Below are 17730 nucleotides of genomic sequence, written 5' to 3'. Positions count from 1 at the left end.
CTGATGGTGAAGACGTGAGTCTAATACCGGCCGAGTGGTTACCTGTCACGGTGGTAGGGACATCCTTCTCCAGGGAAAATACGCTGGCTGAACCGACGAAGGCCGATTACCAACCAGTTACATACCCAACTCAATTCTCCCATCTTCTCCGCTCCCTCATTTTCCTTTCTGCTCCTGCAACGTTTCCCCCTTTGTCCCCGTTACATCTGTTTTCGTTCTCTTCGGGTCCACGTCCATCCCAGCTCATTCCCAGCTTCCTGCGAGATTGGGTCCAGATGAGAAACCGGCGTCTGACGTAAGTTTAAGGCCCTCCGGTAAGGATACTCTGCAACTGCAATCCCGCTGCGTCAAGCATACATGGTAGCGGGTGCGTAGCGAGGGGTAATAATGGGACTGCTCGGAAGCCTGAGAAAAAGCGTCTCACGAGTCACGGAGAGTCTCTTCTCCGGCGACTCGGAGCCACGACGGATCGGGATTTATGGACCGCCTAACGCCGGTAAAACGACGTTGGCGAATCGCATCGCCCGGGACTGGACCGGTGACGCCGTCGGTCCGGAGAGCCAGATTCCCCACGAGACTCGTCGTGCGCGCAGGAAGGAGAACGTCGAGATCAAGCGCAACGGGAAGTCGGTTTCCATCGACATCGTCGACACGCCCGGCGTGACGACCAAGGTCGACTACACGGAGTTCCTCGAGCACGACATGGAAAAAGACGAGGCGGTTCGCCGTTCTCGAGAGGCGACCGAGGGCGTCGCCGAGGCCATGCACTGGCTTCGCGAGGACGTCGACGGTGTCATCTACGTCCTCGATTCGGCGACCGACCCGTTCACGCAGGTCAACACGATGCTCATCGGGATCATCGAGAGTCGTGACCTCCCGGTGTTGATTTTCGCGAACAAGATCGACCTGGAGGATTCGAACGTCCAGCGCATCGACAACGCCTTCCCGCAACACGAGACGGTCCCGTTGTCGGCACTCGAGGGAGACAACATGGACGAAGTCTACGACAAGATCGCGGAGTACTTCGGGTGATCAGATGCCGGAAATAGAACACCCCGGAGACGGCGTCGAAATCGACCTCATCAGTGGCGAACGGATGCGAAACAAGACCTCGATGGAGAAGATCCGGATGATCCTCGACGACGTCCGGAAGGGGAATATCGTGATCCTGGAGGAGGGACTCACGCCCGACGAGGAGTCCAAACTCATCGAGGTCACCATGACCGAGATCAATCCCGACGACTTCTCGGGCATCGAGATCGAGAGCTTCCCGCGATCTGCCGCCACGAACGGCGGCTTCCTGAGCAGACTCATGGGCAACGACTCTTCCGCCAAACTGACGGTGATCGGGCCGGCGAACCAGATCCACTCCCTCCAGCGGGACGAGACGCTCATCAGGGCGCTCATCTCCCAGCGATAACCGATGCCCCACCAGTGTACCACCTGTGGACAGACCTTCGCCGACGGATCCAAGGAAATGCTCTCCGGGTGTCCACAGTGTGGGGGGAACAAGTTCCAGTACCTCCCGAGCGACGTCCTCGACGACGGGACAGGGGCGAGCCCCCCGCCCGATGAGAAACCGCCGAGCCGAGACGAGGACACCAGTGGCATGACCGAGGCCGTGGGTCGGGCCGCGACGACCGTCCGCGATTACGTCTCCCGGCACGGCTCTCAGCCCGATGAAAGAACCGGGACCGGAGGGGGGACCGACACCACGTCTTCGGGTCGAACCGACGAGAGCGCCCCGAAACCCGACGAATCCATACAGGACGACGCGGAACCGCTTCCGTCGTCCGCGGACGACGAGAACTCGGCGCAGGCATCGGCGCGCGGCGAGATGGTCGACCGTTCGGAACTTCCTACCGAGACGGAGCCGACCAGTTCGACACCGCCGGGCGAGGGCCGCGTCGTCAAAGAACCCGACTCGACCGATTCGGTCGACCGCCCCGAACTTGACGACCTCCGTCGGGAACTCAACGAGCAGTTCGAGAGTATCCGCATCGTCGCCCCCGGGCAGTACGAGTTGAACCTCATGGAGCTCTACGACCGCGAGGAGCACATTATCGCGCTCCAGGAGGACGGTCGGTACGTCATCCAGGTCCCCGACTCCTGGCGCGACGAGGACGAGGACTGACCGGCTTTCGCCCCGAACCACCGCGCTTTCTCAGAGCGTCGTCTCGACCTCCGCCGGCGACGGACTGTTCGGGTTTAAGTGGTTTCGCGTTCGAGAGTCGGGATATGAGCACGCCAACCAAGGTCGTCGTCGCGACGATCGTTGTGGCCGTCGTCCTCGTCCTGGCAATCATGGTCAACATGGCGGTCGCCTGACTGGGGTCCGCCCCTCCGGACCGATCCGTCGAAACGTCGCCGACGCTCAGTGGCTACGCCCTCGACACTCGGTGACAACGAAATCGAAACCCAGTGGGAACACAGTCGAAACCTAGGGGCAACGCAATCGAAGTCCGGTGGGAACGCAATCGAAGTCCGGTGGGAACGCAATCGAAGTCCGGTGGGAACGCAGTCGTCCAGCGATCGAAACACGGCTCGGCCAGACGGTCGGGATCAGAAGACTGCGCGCGTGGTACCGTCGTCGCTGACCTCGATGACGCCATCGCCGATCCGCCGAAGGCGGTCGAGCGTATCGGGGTCGTGGACCTCTGGGGAGACGTGAAACAGCCCGATAGCGTCGTATTCGTCGAGCAGGGCGACACATCGTTCGAACGTGTCAGCCGCCTGCTCGTCGCCGGCGTAGTAGGCGAGTTCCGAGATGGAATCGAAGCTGATCCGGCGTTTCCCAGCGTGATCCTGCAGGAAGCGCTCGACGACCGAGACGATGCCGTCGACGTCGTCGGGGGCAGTCACGTAGTGGAGGTTCTCGCCACCGCGACGCGAGTAGCCACGGTCGACGCTGAGCGTATCGAGGATGTCGGCCTTCGACTCGTCGACCTCGTAGTGCTCGAGTTTCTGTTGGACCTCTCGAGCGGTCGTTCTGGTACTCACGACGAGAAAGCGGTCGGTGTCGGTGCGGAGGAACCCCGTGTCGATGGGATCCGTGCCGCCCGTACTCGGATGGAGGAGGAGGATAGCGGTCCCTCCCGGGACCGAGGATGGCGCGTGGTCGATGTCGAGGCGATAGTCCATACCGCCGATAACCGACCGCGCAGGGATAAACGTCCTGCCCGACGTGGTCACGTCATCGCCAGCACCTGGTACCACCCGACGAACAGCAACAGGAGTCCGACGAAGACCGACGTCGAACCACCATTGTAGAGTCCGACGAGCACCGCGGTGACCGCACTGGCGATCGGTACGCCGGCGGTCGTCAGCGGCGGTACGGCGGCCGCGTCGTCGACCAGGGAGACCAGTCGCTCGGCCACAACCACGAGGACGAATCCGACCATCGCCGTCCAGGCGCCGACGACGCCGGTTCGGACCGAGAGACGAACCTTCGTGCCCATCGGGTGTGCGTGGGTGGAGCGCACACATAAAATCGCGTCAGACGTGCGTCGGACGTCGCCCCCGACTATTTAGTACCGCCCCGACCACGTCTACTCGAATGACCGACGGCATCGGCACTCGATCCGGATGGCGCCGACGGGCTCGACTTGGCGTCGCCCTCGGAACGCTCGTGGCGGGCGTCATCGTCCTCGCCAGCGGTGCCGCCAAGATGGGGGGCGAGGCCCTCAGTGATGCAGGCTTCAGCGCGGGGATGGCCATCGAGGTGGCAGCAGCCGGTGCAGCGGCGCTACCGATAGTAATCTTCGTCGCAGTGCTCGCGACGGTTGACGCCGATTACCGGTTCCAGCGGTTCGCCGTCGTCGGTGGGACGCTGACCATCGGCGGTATCGCCGTGGCCGTCACGTCGACGACCCCACTCGCGAATCCGGTCAGTATCGGCCTCTACGGGGGAGGTGTGGCGGTACTCCTCGGCGCCCTCGTCGGCGGCGTCCTCGACGCGTTTGCGTCGGGGACCGGGTCCGACCGGACGAACGTCGACTACGTCGACAGGCGGCCGACCGACCACGCGATGCCGTCGGATGGCGGGGAGGAGGACGACGACCTCGAATTCCTCCTCGACGACGAGGAGTAACCCCGTTCGGTGTCGTTTTCACCGTCGCCCCCGTCCTCGAATCCATGAGCGTCCGCGAGGAGTTCGACGAGTGGGCAGCACGCGGCAAGGACCGGGGGATGGAAAAGCGACACTGGCACACGGCGAAACACGTTCTCGCGCGGATGCCGGTCGAGTCGGGAGACGTCGTCCTGGACCTGGGGACCGGCAGCGGGTACGCCCTGCGCGCCCTGGCCGACCGCGGTATCGATCGCGGGTACGGACTCGATGGCTCTCCGGAGATGACACAGAACGCCCGATCGTACACCGAGGTCGATTCCGTGGACTATCTGGTCGGCGACTTCCATCACCTCCCCTTCGACTCGAACAGCATCGATCACGTGTTCTCGATGGAGGCGTTCTACTACGCGAACGACCCCATCGCGGCCCTCGAGGAACTCCGACGCGTCCTGCGGCCCGGCGGGACGTTCTACTGTGCGGTCAACTACTTCGAGGAGAACGTCCACTCCCACGAGTGGCAGGACGGCATCGACATCGAGATGACCCTGTGGAATCGCGAGCAGTACCGCGAGGCGTTCGGGGAGGCCGGATTCTACGTGGCCGAGCAGGACAACGTCCCCGACCGCGAGGTCGAGATTCCGCCGGCAGCGGAGTTCCCCACCGACGACTTCGATTCTCGCGAGGAGATGGTAAAGCGGTACCGCACCCTCGGAACCCTTCTGACCGTCGGCGTCGCCCCGTGAGGATCATGGCCCTGGTAAGCGGCGTGTTCACCGTTCTTCTCGGACCAGGTGGACGTCCGCGACATCGAAGCCAACGGTCGTCTCCGCTCCCGATGGCGGGCCGTTCGTCTTCACGACGAGGGGCCGCCCCTCCCAGCGGCAGTACGATTTGTAGGCGTCTCCCAGGAATTCGACCGTCTCGACCGTCACCGGAAGTGTCGTCTCCCCGTCCCCGAACTGCATCGTTTCGGGGCGAACGCTGAGGACGTCACCGGATCGTACCCCCTCCGGTGCCGCGATAGCGGTCCCGTCGACGAGCGCCCGCGGCTCACCGTTGCTGGTGTGCACCGACTCGACGTCGAAGAGGTTGTTGTCACCGACGAACTCGGCGACGAATCGGCTCTCGGGCTCCCGATACACCGATTCCGGGGTCCCGACCTGCTCGACTCGCCCTCCGTTCAGGACCGCGATCCGGTCGCTGATGGCCAGTGCCTCCGCCTGGTCGTGGGTGACATAGAGGGTCGTAATGTCGAGGGCCTGCTGGATCTCCCGGATCTGGCGGCGCAACCGATCCCGGAGTCGCGCATCGAGGGCACTCATCGGTTCGTCGAGCAGGAGCACGTCGGGCCCGGGGGCGAGCGCGCGCGCGAGCGCGATCCGCTGTTGTTGTCCGCCGGAGAGTTCGCCCGGGTCACGTTCTTCCATCCCCCCGAGGTCGACCAGGTCGAGGAGGTCGGCCACCCGTTCCTCGACGTCCTGCCCGTCCGGGGGGTCCCGGAACCGGAGGCCGTAGGCGACGTTCTCGGCGACGGTCATGTGGGGGAACAGCGCGTAACTCTGGAAGACGATGCCGACGTCGCGGTCCTCGGTGGGTCGACCCGCGACGTCCTCCCCGCCGAACGCGACGGTCCCTCCGGTTGGTTCCTCGAGGCCCGCGACGATGCGGAGGGTCGTCGTCTTCCCACACCCCGACGGACCGACGAGGGTGAAGAACTCCCCATCGCGAACGTGGAGTGTGACGTCTTCCAGCGCGATGGTGTCGTCGAAGCGCTTGTCCACGCCGGTCAACTGGATGTCGGTCATGGTTCGTAGCGACCTCCCATGCGGTCGATGACGACGAAACTGATCGCGGTGACCGCGAGGAGGACCGTCCCCATTGCGGTGGCCGGCCCGAGGGTCCGGTTCCCGAGATACCGCTCGACGGCGACTGGCATAGTGTAACTGGCACTCCCCTCCGCGAGGATGACCGTCGAGTCGAACTCCCCGACGCTGATCGCGAACGCGAAGGCCGCCCCGGCCAGGAGCCCAGGGATGACCAGCGGGACCTCCACGTCAGCGAAGGCCCTGAAACGGGACGCGCCGAGGCTCCGTGCCGATTCGAGGAGCCGATCGTCGACGCTCCGGAGCAAGGGGACCACGTTCCTCGTCACGAAGGGGTAGGCGGCGACGGCGTGGGCGGCGACGATGGCGACGGGACCGGTCGCCGTGAGTCGGTGACCGAACACCTCCGTCCCGAAGACGAGGCCCTGGAGGAGGCCCAGCCCGACGACGATACCGCTGATGGCCAGCGGCGCCATGAGCACCGCCTCGGTGAGTCGGCTGCCGACGAACTCCCTGGTGCTCAAGACCGCGATGAGCACGCCCATCGGCATGGCGAGGACCAGCGTTCCGACGCCGAACACGATGGAGTTCGTGACCGCCGAGACGGGTTTCACCTGGAAGGCCGCTCCCTCCAACTGCCGCTGGACGAGGAAGGAGTAGTACCGGAGCGTCAGTCCCGAGGGGCCCGTGACGCTCTCGACGATCATGCTCAGGATCGGACCGACGAACACGACGATGACGACGAGGCCGTAGAGGAACAGTCCGATCCGGCGCGGGTCCCGGATCGATTCGAAGAGCGGTTCTCTGTGCGGAGCGGTCCCCAGACGGGCCAGGCCCGATTCCCCGGACTCGTAGCGGACGTAGGCGTAGGTCAGCCCGAGGGTGATGATGGTCTCGACGACTGCCAGCCCCGCGGCCTGACCGAGTTCGAGTTGCTGGACGCGGGCGTACAGCCAGACCTCGACCGTCGCCAGTTCGAGGCCGCCGAGCGCGAGCACGATGGGGAAGGACATGAACGTGAAGAGGAAGGTTAGTAGCGCGCCGGTGAGGGCCCCCGGAAGCAGTTGGGGTACAACGACGTCCAGGAAAGCTCGGGTTCGAGAGGCGCCGAGACTGCGGGCCGTCTCGACCATCCGGTCGTCGACGCCCTCCCAGGAGGCCGCGACGAGGCGGGTGACGAGCGGGGCGTTGTAGAAGGCGTGCGCGATGACGATGAGTTCCAGCGTGTAGATGAGCGAGACGGTCGGCAGGCCGAGCGCGGAGAAGAGGGTGTTGAGCGTCCCGTTGTCGCCGAACATCGCGACGAATCCGATGGCGACCATGATCGATGGCAGCACGAAGGGTAGCATGGTGAGCGCCCGAACCGTCTCGCGGCCCGGGAACTCGAACCGAGCGAGGAGGTACGCCCCGGGGAGTCCCAGCGCGAGACTCGCGAGCGTCGAGAGGAACGCCTGATAGATTGTGAAACCAACGAGACCGAAACGCACCGCGGGGAACCCGGCTCGTATCCACTCGCGGACGCCGGCGGGGGCGCCGAACGGGTCGGTGAAGAGGCCGTGGGCGGCGCCGAAGTAGAACGGCGAGGCGAACACCTCCCAGATCGGGGCCCCGGTGACCTGTCCGTCGGTGACGACGGCCCGCACCAGGACCGTCCCGACGGGGTAGTAGAAGACGACCACCAACACTGCCGCCGTGACGAGCGCGCCGAGCGGGAGGGCCGCACGGGCTACCCCCTCGCGAAGACGGGCTGTCACTTCCGAGCGATCCGCCGTGCCCACGCTTCGACCCATCTATCGGGCGAATCCTCGTGTTCCTGGCAGGTGTCTGTGACGGTTTCGGGTCGTCTGTTCCACCCCTGTGCAACGGCCCCGGTATCGATCGACCCTGCGCGGATCCCGCGTCGATTCATTAGCCGGTTGTTGTACTGGGTAATACATAAGTCGCACCCTCCGGGCGAACTGTTTTGCCCCTGGCACTCCCAGGTCGCGCCGTGAAGCCCCGTCGACAGGCACTGGTCTTCGTCCTCGCGACGACGCTGCTGGTCGCGACGCTGGTCCTCCACCGAGTCTGGGGGGTCGTCGTCTTCGCGGTCACGATCGCGTACGTCTTGGTTCCCCTGCAGCGCAGACTGGCGACGCGGGGACTCTCGGAGTGGTGGGCCAGCACGGTGGCCACCGTCGGTGGCTCGGTGGCCGCACTCGTCCCCTTCTTGCTCGCCGGGTACCTCGGCTATCGTCGGCGTGACAGCATCACCGGGTTCCTGCGGAGCGTCCCCAACGCCGTCGAGATCAACGTCTTCGGGGCACCGTACGTGGTCGACGTCGAGATGGTCCTCGAGGGCGTCGGGGACTATCTCTCCGCGACTGCCGTCTCCATCGCGGGTGGGCTACCGGAACTCGGACTGAAGGCGACGGTGTTCGCGTTCGTGGTCTTCGGATTGCTGATGAGCCACGAGGCCGTCGAGGACGCGCTTATGGCGGCCGTTCCGCCCGAGTACCGGGACGTGATGAGCGCGCTCGCCCACCGTGCCGAGCAAACCCTGTACGGCATCTACGTCCTCCAGGCCGCGACGGCGGCGGCGACGTTTGTCATCGCCCTCGTCGTGTTCTGGGGGCTCGGATACAGCATCCCGGTCACGCTGGCGTTCCTCGCTGGCATCCTCCAGTTCGTCCCCATCATCGGGCCGTCGGTACTCATTGTGGGACTCGCCGCCTATCATGTCGCCGCTGGGGATGTGACGGCGGCCGTCTGGGTGATCGTCCTCGCGGGCTTTCTCGTTGCCTGGCTCCCCGACGTCCTCGTTCGCCCTCGCCTCTCGAAACGGACCGGGAATCTCGCGGGGACGCTCTACTTCGTCGGCTTCGTCGGTGGTCTCCTCACAGTCGGTCCGATCGGCATCGTCGTCGGTCCAGTGGCAGTAGCACTCGTCGCCGAATCCATGCGGCTTCTCGCCGAAGAGAATCACTTCGACTGACGGCCGAACGTTGAAATACCAGGCCACGACCAGCCCTGGCTATGTACTGACGATGGCCGGGTCGCGAACCGCGGTTGTGCGAGGCATCGCGGCCCGTTTTCGACGTGTGGGCGTTCGGATCGTGGCGGAGTTCCACCGCTCGCTCGTCCGGTAACCCCTACCGGCGTTACCTGACCCTCGCCTGTTAGCCACTCAACAGTAAGGCCATCCGTCCCGTCCGGTCAGCCATGCAGAAACGGCACCGCTGTAACATCTGTGGCAGGGACTTCGACGATGGCGAGACGCTCCGTGACCACGTCGAGCGACGGCACCCCAAGACCGACGTCCGGTGGTGGGTGGTCGCGGAAGAACCCGGGACGCTCCCGTTCGAGGACGACTGACGGTCAGGCGGGCAGCGTAAATTCCTTCACGCCGTGAACCCATCCGATGAGCGACTCGACGGGACCGCTCCTGCCTGACCGACCCGACGTTGACAGACCCTTCCGCGTCGACGCGCCCTTCGAACCGGCCGGTTCCCAGCCGACGGCCATCGAGGAACTGGTCGCCGGCTACGGGCAGGGGATGGACAAACAGACCCTCCTCGGGGTGACGGGGTCGGGCAAGACCAACACGGTCAGCTGGGTCGTCGAGGAACTCCAGCAGCCGACACTGGTCATCGCCCACAACAAGACCCTCGCCGCCCAGCTCTACGAGGAGTTCCGCACCCTCTTCCCCGACAACGCCGTCGAGTACTTCGTCTCCTACTACGACTACTACCAGCCGGAGGCCTACGTCGAGCAGACGGACACCTACATCGACAAGGACGCCTCGATCAACGAGGAGATCGACCGCCTGCGTCACTCCGCGACGCGCTCGCTGCTCACCCGCGACGACGTCATCGTGGTGGCCTCTGTCTCGGCCATCTACGGCCTCGGGGACCCGGCGAACTACGAGGACATGGCACTCCGACTGGAGGTCGGCCAGTCCATCGATCGCGACGACCTCCTCGGCGGCCTGGTCGACCTGAACTACGAACGCAACGACGTGGACTTCACCCAGGGCACGTTCCGCGTGCGCGGGGACACCGTCGAGGTGTTTCCGATGTACGGGCGGTACGCGGTTCGCGTCGAGTTCTGGGGCGACGAGGTCGACCGCCTCACCAAACTCGACCCGCTCGAGGGCTCGGTCGTGAGCGAGGAACCGGCGGTCCTGGTCCACCCGGCGGAGCACTACTCCATGCCGGAGTCGACGCTCGAGGCGGCGATCGAGGAGATAGAGACCGACCTCGACGAGCGCGTGGGCTACTTCGAGCGGAAGGGCGACCTCGTGGCCGCCCAGCGCCTCGAGGAGCGGACCACATTCGACCTGGAGATGCTCCGCGAGGCGGGCTACTGTTCGGGTATCGAGAACTATTCGGTGTACCTCTCCGACCGCGAGGTCGGCGACGCGCCGTACACGCTCCTCGATTACTTCCCTGAGGACTTCCTCACGGTCATCGACGAGTCACATCGCACGGTTCCACAGATCAAGGGCCAGCACGCCGGGGACCGCTCGCGCAAAGAGTCGCTCGTAGAGAACGGGTTCCGGCTGCCGACGGCTTTCGACAATCGTCCCCTCACCTTCGAGGAGTTCGAGGCGAAGACCGACCGGACGCTGTACGTCTCCGCGACCCCGAGCGACTACGAGCGGGAGGTCTCCGGACAGGTCGTCGAACAGATCGTCCGACCCACGTACCTCGTCGACCCGGCCGTCGAGGTAGAACCGGCCGCAGACCAGATCGACGACCTCATGGACCGCATCGACCGCCGGGCCGCGAACGACGAACGGGTCCTCGTGACCACGCTCACCAAGCGGATGGCCGAGGACCTCACCGAATACCTGGAGGAGGCTGGCGTCGCGGTCGAGTACATGCACGACGAGACGGACACCCTGGAGCGCCACGAACTCGTCAGGGGACTCCGTCTCGGGGAGTTCGACGTCCTCGTCGGCATCAACCTGCTCCGGGAGGGACTGGACATCCCCGAGGTCTCCCTCGTCGCCATCCTCGACGCCGACCAGGAGGGCTTCCTCCGCTCGCGCACCTCTCTCATCCAGACGATGGGCCGGGCGGCCCGCAACGTCGACGGGACGGTCGTGCTCTACGCCGACCAGGTGACCGACGCGATGGCGGCGGCCATCGACGAGACCCAGCGTCGCCGACGCATCCAGCAGGAGTTCAACGAGGAACACGGCAAGGAGGCGACCACCATCGAGAAGGCGGTCGGCGACATCGACCTCCCGGGTGCGAAGACGGATACGAGCACCATCACCGGTGACGGCCCCGAGGACGAGGAGGAGGCCGCCGCTCTCGTCGAGGAACTCGAACGGCGGATGGGGGAGGCCGCCGACAACCTCGAGTTCGAACTGGCCGCGGACATCCGCGACCGGATTCGGGCCCTCCACGAGGACTTCGACCTCGACAGGGACGACGGGATCGAACCGGAGGCCGGCGCCGACGAGATGGGACTCGAACCCGAACCCGAGGACTTCTGAGTACCGGGAGACGCGACTCGCCGCCTCCCGAGGATGTATCACGGTCCCTCTGGAAGTCCGACACATGATCGTCGTCGCCAATCGTTTCCGCATCGCCGATGGCTACGAGGACGCGTTCGTCGACCGCTTTCAGCAGAACATGGGCGCGGTCAGCGACTTCGATGGGTTCGTCTCCTTCGAGTTGCTCGTCCCTGAGGACGACGACACCGAGACCTTCGTCGCCCTCACGCGGTGGGAGTCTCGGGACGCCTTCGAGGCGTGGACCGACAGCGAGGCCTTCGAGAAATCGCACTCGGGGGACGCCCCACGCGAGATGTTCGAGGGTCACCCGACACTCGAGATTCACGAAGTAGCCCACAGCGAAGGGTAACGTCGGTCACCCATCCCACCGCTACAGTCGATCCGCGAGTGTCTGGGCCGTCCCTCGCCCGACGCCAGGGACCGACTGCAACTCCTCGACGGAGGCCGCCCGGACGTTCTCGACGCTCCCGAACCGCCTGAGCAACCGTCGCGAGAGCGAGGGCCCGATCCCGTCGACGTCCTCGAGGACGGTCGAGACGTCGTCGCGGAGCGTCTGGTGGTACTGGACCGCGAACCGGTGGGCCTCGTCGCGGATCCGCTGCAGTAGGTGTAACTGTGGGGCGTCGTGGGCCCAGTCGTAGGTTCCGTCGGGGGTCACGACCACCTCCTCGCGCTTGGCGAGCGAGATGGCCGGGACGTCCCAGCCGGTCCCCTCGAGCGCGTCCAGGGCAGCGTTCAACTGTCCCTCGCCGCCGTCGATGAGGAGGAGGTCGGGGTCGGGCCGATCGTCGCGTCCATCGAGCGCTCGCGTCGCCCGCCAGCGGATCAGTGCCGCCATCCTGGCGTAATCGTCGTTGCCCTCCTCGAGTTTCTTCCGCCGGTAATCCGCTTTCTCGGGGGTCCCGTCGACGAACGTCACGTCGCTGCCGACGACGGCCTTCCCCTGGGCGTGGCTCACGTCGAAGCCCTCGATGCGTGAGGGTCGGTCGATCCCCAGTGCGTCGCCGAGGGCGGCCAGTTCGTCCGTCTCGCCGGCGTACCGGTGGGCGTTCTTGAGCGCCAGGTCGACGAGACGCGCCTCGCGGCCGGCGCCGGGAACGCGCATCGCGACCCCCTCGGCCGCGAGCCAGGCCGACAGGTCCTCGTCGCCGGGGTCCTCCGGAAGCAGGAGAGCGTCGGGGAGCGAGCGCTCCGCGTAGTACTGTGGGATGAATGCCGCGAGGATGGCCGCGATACGGTCCTCCGCCTCCGGTGCGACCACCGAGTGCCGGGTTCGATCGACCAACTTGCCGCGGTCGCTGTGGAGACGCGCGACGGTGGCGGCGTCACCTTCGAGGGCGACGCCGAGGACGTCGACGGCCTCCTCGGCCTCGTCCGCCATCCGAACCGCTTCGCCACCGGTGCCGTGGAAGGCTTCGACGGTCTCCAGGCGGTCCCGGAGATTCGCCGCCCGCTCGAACTCGCGGTCGGTGGCAGCTCGCTCCATCGCCCGACGGAGGGGGTCGGCCAGTGCACCGGTCTCTCCCTCGAATAACCGTTTGGCGCTGGTGACGTCCGCACCATACCCCGCCTCGTCGATCTCGCCGACGCAGGGGGCCGAACAGAGGCCGATGTCGAAGTCGATACACGCGCGCTCGCGATTCCGGAATTTGTACGCAGAACACCCCCGGAGGCCGTAGGTCTCGCGCAGGGCCTTCACGACGGTCTCGACCTCGCCCTTGTTGGTGAACGGGCCGTAGACGGTAGCGCCCTCCGCCGGATCGCGCGTGATCTCGATGCGGGGGAACGCGTGGTCGGTCAACTGGACCAGTGGGTACGACTTGTCGTCTTTCAACCGGACGTTGTAGGTCGGCTGGTGGCGCTTGATCAGGTTGGCCTCGAGCAACAACGCCTGGGTCTCCGTGTCCGTCACGGCGACGTCGACGTCCTCGGCCCGGCCGACCATGCGGCGCACCCGATCGCTGCGGGGGTCGGCGTACGACCGCACCCGGTCGCGGAGGTTCACCGCCTTGCCGACGTAGAGGACCGAATTGCCTTCGAGAAACTGGTAGACGCCGGGCTCTCGGGGGAGATCGCTTGCGAGCGTCCGTACGCCGGCAGCGTCCATCGGGTCCGGATAGTCACTGGACGGCTTTCAATCGATTGCTACGACGACTGGGTACTACCGTCGTTCGAGTGCCGTCTCGATTTTCGCCAGGTCCGAGTCGCCGAAACTGTCGCGATCCAGATGGACGTCCTCGTCGCCCGCGACGGCGACGACCACCTCCGTCCGTCTGGTCAACCAGTAGGCGGCCAGCAGGGTCAGGCCGACGAAGGCGAGCAGCCCACCGATCCCGAGGAGGACCACGTCGGCGACGGCGAGGACGGTCCGGAGCCCGTCGAGCATCCCGAGGATACTACTCGCCCCGACGGCGTCCGTCCCGGCGATCGGGATGGATGCGGCCAGCCGATCGAAGTCGATCACCAACCCAGCGGCGACGATCACGATTCCTGCGAGGAGGGCCTTCGCTCCCATCGAGACGAACGGAAAGCGACCGCTCGACTCGGTGGATATCGCTTCCACGTTCGGCAGGTCGACAGCGTGGAAGTTCGAGCCGTCCCGCTCGGGGGTGAACGCGAGCAAGCGGTGGCTCGTCACGACGATCTCGTCCTGCGTTCGGCCCACCCTGAGACGGACCTCCTCGCCAGCGTACAGCAGTTGCTCGACGCGATTTCGCCAGTCGGAGTGCCCGATGCCGTCACCGCCGTCGTCACCTATGCTGCCGAGGGATCCATCGGACGAATCTGACGGGGTCCGTCGCCCTGCCATCGATTCCAGGTTTCCCGTCCCGCCCTATCAACGTTCCCACCGCCAGCCGCCCGTTTAGGGGGCGTCGACGGCGACACCACGCTCGTCCAGCATCTCGAAGAACGCCTCGGGGTCGAGCGTCGCAACGTCGTTCGCGTCCGCGTCGTCGCGTTTCGACTGGCCGGGATTCTCGCCGACGACGAGGTAATCAGTATTGCCCGAGACGCTACCCGTGGCGTTCCCGCCGTGCGATTCGACGAGGGCTTCCAGGTCGTCTCGGGTGTACCCCTCGACGCTGCCTGTGAAGACGACGGTCAGCCCCGCCAGTTCGTCGCCCGCGTCCGTCTCGATGGGCTGGGGGTCGACGCCCCGTTCGCGGAGCCGTTCGACGACCCGGCGGTTGCGCTCGTTCCCGAAGAAGTCCGTGACCCGTGCGGCGACCGAAGGACCGACCCCGTCGATCGCCTGGAGGTCGGCTTCGTCGGCGTCCATCACGCTATCGATGTCGCCGAAGTGACGGGCGATGTCCCGGGCCACGGTGGGGCCTACCTCCGGGATGCCGATGGCCGCGAGGAAGGTCGCGAGGTCGGGCTCTTTCGCCCCTTCGATCTCCTCGAGCAAGTTCCGGACGCTTTTCTCGCCCCATCCCTCCAGTTCGAGCAGGTCTGTCTCGGTCAGGTCGAAGAGGTCGGCGACGTCTTCCTCGACGAGGCCCGCCTCGACGAGGGTTTCGGCGGTCTGCTCTCCCAGTCCCTCGATGTCGAGGCCGTCGTCCCCGCCGAAGTAGTGTAGGCCCTGCACGAGCTGGGCGGGACACTGGAGGCCGCCGGTGCAGTAGTGCAGCGGGCCATCACGAGCGACCGGACTGCCACACGCCGGGCACTCCTCGGGCATCTCGAAGTGGCCGTCGCTGTGGGATTCGGTCACTTCGGCGACGTAGGGGATGACGTCGCCCGCCCGTTCGAGGCGAACCTCGTCGCCGACGTCGACGCCCATCGCCGCGATCTCCGACTGATTGTGCAGGCTCGCCCGGGAGACGGTCACCCCGCCGACGTCGACGGGTTCGAGGAGCGCGACGGGCGTGAGACGGCCGGTCCGGCCCACCTGGACCACGACGTCCACGATGGTGGTGACCTCCGAGCGCGCGGGGAACTTGTAGGCGTAGGCCCAGCGGTAGTGGCGGGCGGTGGTTCCGAGGCGGGCACATGCCTCGCGGTCGTCGACCTTGATGACCACGCCGTCGACCTCGAAGGGGAGGTCGTCGCGGCGGTCGAGCATCTCGTCGCGGAAGGAGAGCGCGTCCTCGACGTCGTCGGTGACCAGGTACCAGTCGTGTTCGACCCGGAGGCCCCAGTCGGGGAGCCGTTCGTGTTCGCTCGACTGTGTGGGGAGATCGTCGACGCCGAGTGCGCCGCGGGAGGCGTCGGTCTCCTCGACGACCTGCCGATGCTCGCCCGCGGCGAGGACGTCGTAGAAGAAACACTCGAGCGGTCGCTCGGCGGTCACGGACGGGTCGAGTTGTCGGAGCGATCCGGCGGCCGCGTTGCGCGGGTTCGCGAACGGATCTTCTCCGGCTTCGACGCGCTCGCGGTTGAACGCGTGGAAGGCCTCTCGGGGCATGTAGACCTCCCCGCGGACGGCCAGGAAGTCCGGGTAGTCGCCCCGAAGTCGCTGTGGGATGCTGGTGATGGTCCGGACGTTGGCGGTCACGTCTTCGCCCTCGATGCCGTCGCCGCGGGTCGCCGCCCGGACGAGACGCCCCTCCTCGTAGATAACGGCGACCGACAGCCCGTCGAACTTCGGCTCGCAGACGTAGGAGACGTCGCCGACGGCTCTGCGCACGCGCGAGTCGAAATCACGAACGTCCTCGGGCTCTCCACTCGAGTCGATGGAGAGCATCGGGACCACGTGTTCGACGGTCTCGAGTTCGTCGAGGGGCTGACCACCGACCCGGCGGGTCGGGCTGTCCACGGTCTCGAGGTCGAATGCGTCCTCGAGTTCCTGGAGCCGCTCGAATAGCTGGTCGTAGGTCCGGTCGGCGATGACGGGGTCGTTCTCGACGTAGTAGCGGTAGTCGTGATAGCGGATGGCTTCTCGAAGGGCCGCCACCTGATCTTCGGCCGCCTCGTCCGTGAGCGCCGCCACCGGTTCGAAATCGGTGTCGGGGTCCCGGACGTAGGGATTGTCCGGCGCGTCGACGTCGGTCATGGGTCGACGTTGAACGGGCACGGTCCTAAATGACCGGCTCGGGACGACACCGTGGGTGTGTGGCTCGCGTTGACACTCCGACCCGAGTCGGCGGAATTTGCACGACCCGGGCGGCTTTATCGTTGGGGCGATCATAGGGGAACGTATGCGAGAGGACTTTCTCCTCCTGAACCCGGGTCCGGTACCGATCACCCGCGAGGTACGCGAGGCGATGGGCGAACCGATGGTATCACACCGCTCGGCCGAGTTCGAGGCGGTCTACGAACGAGCACAGGAGCAACTGGACTACGTGTTCACGCGCTCGACGCTCGATGGGACCTCGACCGCCGAGGGCGGGACCAGTCTCATCCTGAACGGCACGGCGACGATGGGAATGGAGGCTGCCGTCGCCAACACCGTGGACGCCGACGGCGAGGTCGTGGCGGTCTACAACGGCAAGTTCGGGCGGCGCTTCAAACGGATCGCCGACCGCTACGCGTCGGTCACCCCCGTCGAGTTCGACTGGGGCGCCCCGGTCGACGTCGACGCCGTCGCCGAGGCGGTCACCGACGACACCGACGTCGTGACCATCGTCCACAACGAGACGAGCACGGGCATCATCAACCCGGTCCCCGAGGTCGGCGAGATCGCCGCCGAACACGACGCGACCTACGTGGTCGACGGCGTGACCAGCATCGGCGGCGACGAGTTCAGGATCGACGACTGGAACGTCGACATCGCGGTCGTCGACGCCCAGAAAGCCCTCGCCGCGCCGCCGGGGCTCAGCGCGGTCTTCGTGACTGGCGACGCCGAAGCTGCCATCGACGGTGACAGCGCACCGTTCTACGAGGATCTCGACTGGCACCTGCGCAAGGCCGAGGCCAACCAGACGCCCTTCACGAGCGCCGTGCCCCTCTTCCGTGCGCTGGCGGTGGCCGTCGAGGACATCCGCGAGGAGGGCATGCCCGACCGCATCGAACGGCACCGCGAGCAGGCGACGGCCTTCCGCGAGGCGTTCCACGCGATGGGCCTCGACTCCTTCCCCGACCTAAACGACGACTCGGCGTACTCGAACACGGTCACGGCCATCGAACTCCCGGCGTCGGTTCAGGGCGACGACAGCACGGCCTTCTTCGACGAGGTCGCCGACCGTGGCGTCAGCATCAGTGGCGGGCAGGCCCACCTCGGCGGCGAGATCTTCCGCGTGAGCAACATGGGCAACCTCACCAGCGAGAACGTCATCCGGGGCGTCCGGACGATCGGCGAAGCGTTCGAGGCGGTCGGCGTCGACGCCGACACGGCGGCGGCCCTGGAGACGGCCCGAGACCACCTTCGGTAGACGGCCGGCGACGGTTAT

17 protein-coding genes are annotated in these 17730 nt (G+C 66.1%); 10 read left to right on the top strand and 7 right to left on the bottom strand.

The window, feature by feature from the left end:
• Positions 1-387: 387 nt before the first annotated feature.
• The 3 genes from HSRCO_RS14350 to HSRCO_RS14340 are packed head-to-tail and all read left to right on the top strand — an operon-like array spanning position 388 to position 2134.
• On the top strand, positions 388-1032 hold the full coding sequence (locus HSRCO_RS14350; protein ID WP_259518328.1) for an Era-like GTP-binding protein: 645 nt from the start codon (positions 388-390) through the stop codon (positions 1030-1032).
• Positions 1033-1036: 4 nt separating this feature from the next.
• Complete coding sequence (locus tag HSRCO_RS14345; RefSeq protein WP_259518327.1) at positions 1037-1420, top strand: DUF2073 domain-containing protein; 384 nt, start codon at positions 1037-1039, stop codon at positions 1418-1420.
• Between the two features lie 3 nt (positions 1421-1423).
• A complete protein-coding gene (locus HSRCO_RS14340; protein WP_259518326.1) occupies positions 1424-2134 on the top strand; it encodes a Zn-ribbon domain-containing protein in 711 nt (236 codons plus the stop codon).
• Between the two features lie 428 nt (positions 2135-2562).
• Here HSRCO_RS14340 and HSRCO_RS14335 read toward each other — a convergent pair whose 3' ends face one another.
• Together HSRCO_RS14335 and HSRCO_RS14330 are read right to left on the bottom strand one after the other, a co-directional pair.
• Complete coding sequence (locus tag HSRCO_RS14335; protein WP_259518325.1) at positions 2563-3141, bottom strand: hypothetical protein; 579 nt, start codon at positions 3139-3141, stop codon at positions 2563-2565.
• 47 nt (positions 3142-3188) lie between these two features.
• Positions 3189-3458: a hypothetical protein gene (locus HSRCO_RS14330; protein WP_259518324.1), complete on the bottom strand. Its 270-nt coding sequence runs from the start codon at positions 3456-3458 to the stop codon at positions 3189-3191.
• Between the two features lie 98 nt (positions 3459-3556).
• On the opposite strand from HSRCO_RS14330, the gene HSRCO_RS14325 reads away from it, so the two are divergent.
• A complete protein-coding gene (locus HSRCO_RS14325) occupies positions 3557-4090 on the top strand; it encodes a hypothetical protein (protein ID WP_259518323.1) in 534 nt (177 codons plus the stop codon).
• A 44-nt stretch (positions 4091-4134) separates the two neighbouring features.
• On the top strand, positions 4135-4812 hold the full coding sequence (locus tag HSRCO_RS14320; protein WP_259518322.1) for a class I SAM-dependent methyltransferase: 678 nt from the start codon (positions 4135-4137) through the stop codon (positions 4810-4812).
• A 27-nt stretch (positions 4813-4839) separates the two neighbouring features.
• On the opposite strand, the gene HSRCO_RS14315 is transcribed toward HSRCO_RS14320, so the two are convergent.
• Together HSRCO_RS14315 and HSRCO_RS14310 are read right to left on the bottom strand one after the other, a co-directional pair.
• Positions 4840-5874: an ABC transporter ATP-binding protein gene (locus HSRCO_RS14315; RefSeq protein WP_259518321.1), complete on the bottom strand. Its 1035-nt coding sequence runs from the start codon at positions 5872-5874 to the stop codon at positions 4840-4842.
• Positions 5871-7682 carry an iron ABC transporter permease gene (locus HSRCO_RS14310; protein ID WP_259518320.1) on the bottom strand — a complete coding sequence of 604 codons (1812 nt, stop codon included), beginning with the start codon at positions 7680-7682 and terminating at the stop codon, positions 5871-5873. The genes HSRCO_RS14315 and HSRCO_RS14310 overlap by 4 nt, the downstream gene beginning before the upstream one ends.
• A gap of 200 nt (positions 7683-7882) precedes the next feature.
• Between HSRCO_RS14310 and HSRCO_RS14305 the strand changes: the two genes are divergently transcribed.
• From HSRCO_RS14305 to HSRCO_RS14290, 4 genes are all read left to right on the top strand, one after another.
• Positions 7883-8866 carry an AI-2E family transporter gene (locus HSRCO_RS14305; RefSeq protein ID WP_259518319.1) on the top strand — a complete coding sequence of 328 codons (984 nt, stop codon included), beginning with the start codon at positions 7883-7885 and terminating at the stop codon, positions 8864-8866.
• 227 nt (positions 8867-9093) lie between these two features.
• Positions 9094-9246: a hypothetical protein gene (locus tag HSRCO_RS14300; protein WP_259518318.1), complete on the top strand. Its 153-nt coding sequence runs from the start codon at positions 9094-9096 to the stop codon at positions 9244-9246.
• A 46-nt stretch (positions 9247-9292) separates the two neighbouring features.
• On the top strand, positions 9293-11377 hold the full coding sequence (gene uvrB / locus HSRCO_RS14295; RefSeq protein WP_259518317.1) for an excinuclease ABC subunit UvrB: 2085 nt from the start codon (positions 9293-9295) through the stop codon (positions 11375-11377).
• 64 nt (positions 11378-11441) lie between these two features.
• Complete coding sequence (locus HSRCO_RS14290) at positions 11442-11747, top strand: antibiotic biosynthesis monooxygenase (protein ID WP_259518316.1); 306 nt, start codon at positions 11442-11444, stop codon at positions 11745-11747.
• A 21-nt stretch (positions 11748-11768) separates the two neighbouring features.
• Here HSRCO_RS14290 and HSRCO_RS14285 read toward each other — a convergent pair whose 3' ends face one another.
• The 3 genes from HSRCO_RS14285 to ligA are packed head-to-tail and all read right to left on the bottom strand — an operon-like array spanning position 11769 to position 16394.
• Positions 11769-13505: an excinuclease ABC subunit C gene (locus tag HSRCO_RS14285; protein ID WP_259518315.1), complete on the bottom strand. Its 1737-nt coding sequence runs from the start codon at positions 13503-13505 to the stop codon at positions 11769-11771.
• Between the two features lie 54 nt (positions 13506-13559).
• A complete protein-coding gene (locus HSRCO_RS14280) occupies positions 13560-14207 on the bottom strand; it encodes a hypothetical protein (RefSeq protein ID WP_259518314.1) in 648 nt (215 codons plus the stop codon).
• A gap of 54 nt (positions 14208-14261) precedes the next feature.
• Positions 14262-16394 carry an NAD-dependent DNA ligase LigA gene (ligA, locus tag HSRCO_RS14275; protein ID WP_259518313.1) on the bottom strand — a complete coding sequence of 711 codons (2133 nt, stop codon included), beginning with the start codon at positions 16392-16394 and terminating at the stop codon, positions 14262-14264.
• 145 nt (positions 16395-16539) lie between these two features.
• Here ligA and HSRCO_RS14270 point away from each other — a divergent pair, with 145 nt between their 5' ends.
• Entirely contained in the window at positions 16540-17712 is a 1173-nt protein-coding gene (locus tag HSRCO_RS14270; RefSeq protein ID WP_259518312.1) for an alanine--glyoxylate aminotransferase family protein, read from the top strand.
• Positions 17713-17730: the final 18 nt, after the last annotated feature.

Source organism: Halanaeroarchaeum sp. HSR-CO, assembly GCF_024972755.1.
Taxonomy (GTDB): Archaea; Halobacteriota; Halobacteria; order Halobacteriales; family Halobacteriaceae; genus Halanaeroarchaeum.
The sequence above is the reverse complement of the archived record's forward strand: the minus strand, read 5'-3'. Positions and strand labels throughout refer to the sequence as shown.